Genomic DNA, 4,731 nt, shown 5'->3' on the forward strand with positions numbered 1-4,731 from the left:
TAGAAATCTATTTTCTTCATAGTTATTTATAACTCTGAAATAAATTATTAGCTACTAAGACTTAATCAAATAATTTTAATTTTTGTGCCGCTAAAAGTCTCAAGATTAAATAAACACCTAGTCCAATAGGACCCACAAAATAAGTAAGAACTAAAGGAACTAAAACAATAAATTGAAGAGCTTTATTTTTAGCTGCATCAGTTGCAATCCAAGCTCCTAACACGAGATTTGCAGTTAAGAAATGTATCCAAAAAAGTAATAATACATTTTTATCACTTAAGATTTTTTTAAGCTGGTCAATTCCCATATAAAGCTCAAAAGTTTTCCCTTTATCTAGGATGTTAGAAAATATTCCATCAGAAGTATTTACGTAAATATAAAAAACATAAAAGTAGGTAAGTCCTAATATCAATGGAACCAGTATACTGTTAATTAAGATTTTAGTTCCTTTCCATCCTGGCAAAAATGCCAAAAGAACCCATAATGGAATTACTCCAATGTTGGTGAAATGATAAATCATTTCAAGGGTAAAAAAATCTTTTAATGTGTTAAGCATATGTTAGTAACGATTATTATATGAGATTTAATAAATCTGCAAAACAATCAATAAATAACAAACAAGATATTAAAGAGCTGTCATTAAAATATCTTGATAAATATCAACCCTCAAAAAAAGATCTTAGAATTTATTTATATAGAAAAGTCTTAGACACGGATTATTTAGGGAAAGATAAAGAAAGTATTTTGAGAGAAATAGACATGGTTATTGAAAACCTTGAAAGCATCGGAGTTATAAATGACACAATTTATTCTGAAATAAAATCTAAGAATTACTTGAAAAAAGGCTACTCATTAAACAAAATTAGAATGAATTTAGCTCAAAAAGGCATCGATGGTGAATTATTAAAAAAGACCATGAATGATATTAAAAAAGATAATGTTGATCCTGATTTTTATGCAGCAATAAGAGTTTGTCGAAGAAGAAGAATAGGACCTTATCGACCTGATGCAAATAGAGAAATTTTTTATACAAAAGACACCGGAGTTTTAGCACGAGCTGGCTTTAGTTATTCAACCTCTAAAAATGTACTAGGTTTAGATAAAAAAGAACTTAAGATTTTCGAGAAGAAGATTTAGATTTTTTATTACGCTTTTGAATTGTAACTAATTCATTAATTTTATTTTTTATAAGATTAGTGACAATATAAAATAATATAACTCCAAATAATGAAACAGAGCTAATAATTATTAAAGCAATATCCATCTTCATAAAAAAACTAATTTATTATTGAAGGACTTTTTTAGAGTTATTTTTATTATAAGATGCAACTTTAATAATTTTATTATTTAAAGAATTTTCATCTTTACAAATAGTCATTTCGTTGAGATTAAATTTGCAATCTTTAGAAGTAACAATCGATAGAGCATGTTCTGAAATTTTCTTTCCAGTTTCTTTTTCGACTCCATAATCTGCAGTTGCCATTACTGCAGATGAAGGCGTAAAAAAAGATTCAATTAAACTAGCGGACATTAAATTTCCGCATGAATTAAGTAGTAAAGTTGTTAATATAATAAATATAAATTTCATTATTATAACTTAAATATATCGCTGTTCGTGTATTAAGTGAATCCTTATTTAAGTAAATTAATTGATCTTCTCAGTATCATTGTAGGATTTGCAAAATTCTTCTTACCATAAGTTATTTTCCGACCAGTAAAAGTAGTTAATATTGCCCCAGCATGTTCAGCAATTGCATGACCAGCTGCGATATCCCATTCTTTTGCTCTTGCTCTTGCAGCATAAATGTCAAATTCACCTGCAGCTACCAGGCAAAATTTTAATGAGCTTGAACATTTTACAAATTTTGTGACATTATTTTTTTTATAAATATTTAAGATAATTTCAGAAGGCGTGTAACTGTTAGACAACGCTAAGATCTCATTATTTTTTGACAATTTTTTACAATTTAATTTAACTTTTATGTTTTTATTAATCTCATAAGCATTATTTTTACCGAATGAATAAAATAATCTTTTAAGTTTGGGGGCATAGATTATTCCTAAAGCAGGTTTTTTATTTAAAATTAAAGCAGCATTTAAAGTATATTCATTATTGTTTTTTATATATTCACGAGTACCATCAATTGGATCAATTAACCAAAAATTTACATTATCAAATTTTTTTATTTCATTAACATTTTCTTCAGAAACTATTTGAATTTTAGGAGTTAGTTCAGAGATCGCTTTTTGTAAGATTTTATCAACCAATAGATCTCCATTAGTGACTGGGGTATTATCTTTTTTTATAGTAATTTTTAGATTTTTTCCTGAAAGTTTAATGCTTTCTTTGCCAGCTTCATAAAAAATTGGGATGAGTTTTTCAGTTATTTTTTTTAAATTAATTTTTAACATTTATTTTTTCTAAAGAAACTTTATCAGCAATAATTGTTTTTTTTCCAGCATTTTCAAAGTTAACAGTTACAATATTTTTAATAATAGATTGTATTTGACCAATTCCCCATTCCTTATTTTTTGGATTGATGACATAGTCACCTGGTTCGTAATCAAAAATCATTTTTTATTTATACTTATTTCTTCCTATAATGTAAGAGTGTTCAAATATTGTCATGACAACGTTACTTAAAACAAAATTGAATAATAATTTTTTAGGACTAGATAAACCACCAAGTGAAACAAAAGTTGTTGTCGCTATGTCCGGTGGCGTTGACTCATCTGTTGTTGCTGGCTTAATGAAAATGAAAGGCTATCAAGTTATTGGTATGACCTTGCAACTTTATGATTATGCGCAAATTAATAAAAAACCTGGTACGTGTTGCGCTGGACAGGATATTTATGATGCAAAAAGAGTTTCAGAAAAATTAGATATTGATCATTATGTTTTAAATTATGAAAGTAAGTTTAAAAATGAAGTTATAGAAAAATTTGCAGACTCTTATCTTAGAGGTGAAACTCCTATTCCTTGTGTAAATTGTAATCAAACAGTTAAGTTTAGAGATTTATTTGAGTCGGCAAAAAATTTAAAAGCTGATGCATTAATTACCGGTCATTATGTAAAGAAAATTATAGATAATAATATTTCTAAAATGTATAGGCCAAAAGATTTAAATCGTGATCAGACGTATTTTTTGTTTGCAACAACTCAAGAACAATTAGATTATCTACATTTTCCTTTAGGCGATCTTCCAAAAGAAGAAACTAGAAATATTGCAAAAAAACTTAATTTAGAAGTTGCAGACAAACCTGATAGCCAAGATATTTGTTTTGTACCTAATGGTAATTATGTGTCTGTGATTGAGCGTTTAAGACCAGAGGCTCATGAACCTGGAAACATTGTTGATGTTAAAGGTAATGTTTTAGGAAAGCATGAGGGAATTATAAATTTTACTATTGGACAAAGAAAAGGAATAAAAATTTCAGGAGAAATTCCTTATTACGTAATTAAAATTAATTCAAAAACTAAAGAAGTAGTTATTGGAAAAAAAGAAGAATTAGAAATTAAAAAACTTAAAATTGAAGATATTAATTATCTTTCAGATAGGCAAAATGATTTTAATGAAAATATATTTGTTAAAGTGAGATCAACTGGAAAACTTATAGAGTCAAAGTTAGATGTTAATAATGGAACTGTGACTTTTGAAAAAAGTGAGTTTGGTGTATCCCCAGGTCAAGCTTGTGTATTTTATAAACCCGACCAATTGGGCGTTAGAGTTTTAGGTGGTGGCTGGATAAGAGCTACAGAGTAAAAAGAAACTATTTCTTTTTATTTCTTCTTCTGTTTCTTCTTATTTTTGAGCCAACTTTTCTTCGGCCTCTATGTTTTTTTGGGTATCCCATTTTTTATATTAAAAGTTTGTGTTTAAATTAATTATCAAAACATAAAGCAAACACAAGTACGTTTTTTAAAATAGAATTTGATTTTTTAATCAATTATGATTTAACGGTTATCATGGGTATTTTTAAAGATAATTCAGAAGTTTTTTATAGATCAGATTTCGATAAAAAAAATAAAGCAGATATTAGAACTTTAGTTCTTGAAAAAAACGCCCGTGATAGACATGATAAAAAAATTCATAACAGAATTGTTGTGATGCTATTTTTTTGCCTAATTATTGGACTAGGTTTAACTTTAATTAAATAATTTTAAATTTCAAATATTTATCAAATGTTTACTCAATCTTTTGAGGAGTTGAGCATTAAAACAAACGGAAATAAATTAATTAAAATTACAGAAAAAATATTAAATTTTGTAGATCGTTCTGAGATTTTAAATGGAATTTTAAATATATCTATTTTACATACTAGTGCTTCATTAATAGTTCAAGAAAATGCTGATGATGATGTTCAAAAGGATATTTTGAATTTTTATAATAAGTTAGTACCAATGAATGAAAACTTATATATTCACAATACTGAAGGTAAAGATGATATGCCTGCTCATATTAAATCTACTTTAACAAGTAGTAATTTAACTTTAAGTGTAAAAAATAATAAACTAGTTCTTGGAACGTGGCAGGGGATATATTTATTTGAACACAGAATTGACCAGCAGATAAGAAAAGTTTTTTTACATATTCTAGGTGAAAAGTAGTTTTGTAAACTTGCTGGATGTAATGTTTATTGGTAGAAGACCAGTTATGGCGGGGTAGCTCAGTTGGTTAGAGCGCAGGACTCATAAGCCTGAGGTCGGTGGTTCGATCCCACTTCCCGCTA

The 4,731-nt window shown here is 27.4% G+C and carries 8 protein-coding genes and 1 tRNA gene; 5 read left to right on the forward strand and 4 right to left on the reverse strand.

Annotated features, from left to right (window positions below; all coding sequences use genetic code 11):
- Positions 1 to 61 precede the first annotated feature (61 nt).
- Entirely contained in the window at positions 62 to 556 is a 495-nt protein-coding gene (locus AC8IGH_RS05045; protein ID WP_507419628.1) for an ABA4-like family protein, read from the reverse strand.
- A gap of 20 nt (positions 557 to 576) precedes the next feature.
- On the opposite strand from AC8IGH_RS05045, the gene AC8IGH_RS05050 reads away from it, so the two are divergent.
- The gene (locus tag AC8IGH_RS05050; RefSeq protein WP_507419629.1) at positions 577 to 1,137 is read left to right on the forward strand and encodes a regulatory protein RecX; all 561 of its coding nucleotides are present in this window, start codon (positions 577 to 579) and stop codon (positions 1,135 to 1,137) included.
- 148 nt (positions 1,138 to 1,285) lie between these two features.
- On the opposite strand, the gene AC8IGH_RS05055 is transcribed toward AC8IGH_RS05050, so the two are convergent.
- The 3 genes from AC8IGH_RS05055 to AC8IGH_RS05065 form a co-directional block, all read right to left on the reverse strand.
- A complete protein-coding gene (locus AC8IGH_RS05055) occupies positions 1,286 to 1,531 on the reverse strand; it encodes a hypothetical protein (RefSeq protein WP_507419630.1) in 246 nt (81 codons plus the stop codon).
- A 101-nt stretch (positions 1,532 to 1,632) separates the two neighbouring features.
- A complete protein-coding gene (locus AC8IGH_RS05060) occupies positions 1,633 to 2,412 on the reverse strand; it encodes a 3'(2'),5'-bisphosphate nucleotidase CysQ family protein (RefSeq protein WP_507419631.1) in 780 nt (259 codons plus the stop codon).
- The gene (locus AC8IGH_RS05065) at positions 2,399 to 2,575 is read right to left on the reverse strand and encodes a DUF3553 domain-containing protein (protein WP_507419632.1); all 177 of its coding nucleotides are present in this window, start codon (positions 2,573 to 2,575) and stop codon (positions 2,399 to 2,401) included. The genes AC8IGH_RS05060 and AC8IGH_RS05065 overlap by 14 nt, the downstream gene beginning before the upstream one ends.
- Positions 2,576 to 2,627: 52 nt before the next feature.
- Here AC8IGH_RS05065 and mnmA point away from each other — a divergent pair, with 52 nt between their 5' ends.
- The 4 genes from mnmA to AC8IGH_RS05085 all read left to right on the forward strand — a co-directional run bounded on the left by mnmA (position 2,628) and on the right by AC8IGH_RS05085 (position 4,731).
- Entirely contained in the window at positions 2,628 to 3,764 is a 1,137-nt protein-coding gene (mnmA, locus tag AC8IGH_RS05070) for a tRNA 2-thiouridine(34) synthase MnmA (RefSeq protein WP_507419633.1), read from the forward strand.
- Positions 3,765 to 3,967: 203 nt separating this feature from the next.
- On the forward strand, positions 3,968 to 4,159 hold the full coding sequence (locus tag AC8IGH_RS05075) for a hypothetical protein (RefSeq protein WP_507419634.1): 192 nt from the start codon (positions 3,968 to 3,970) through the stop codon (positions 4,157 to 4,159).
- 24 nt (positions 4,160 to 4,183) lie between these two features.
- Complete coding sequence (locus tag AC8IGH_RS05080) at positions 4,184 to 4,609, forward strand: secondary thiamine-phosphate synthase enzyme YjbQ (RefSeq protein ID WP_507419635.1); 426 nt, start codon at positions 4,184 to 4,186, stop codon at positions 4,607 to 4,609.
- A gap of 48 nt (positions 4,610 to 4,657) precedes the next feature.
- Positions 4,658 to 4,731: transfer RNA gene (locus tag AC8IGH_RS05085), tRNA-Met, on the forward strand.

This window comes from Candidatus Allofontibacter sp. (assembly GCF_038145245.1).
Lineage (GTDB): Bacteria > Pseudomonadota > Alphaproteobacteria > Pelagibacterales > Pelagibacteraceae > Fontibacterium.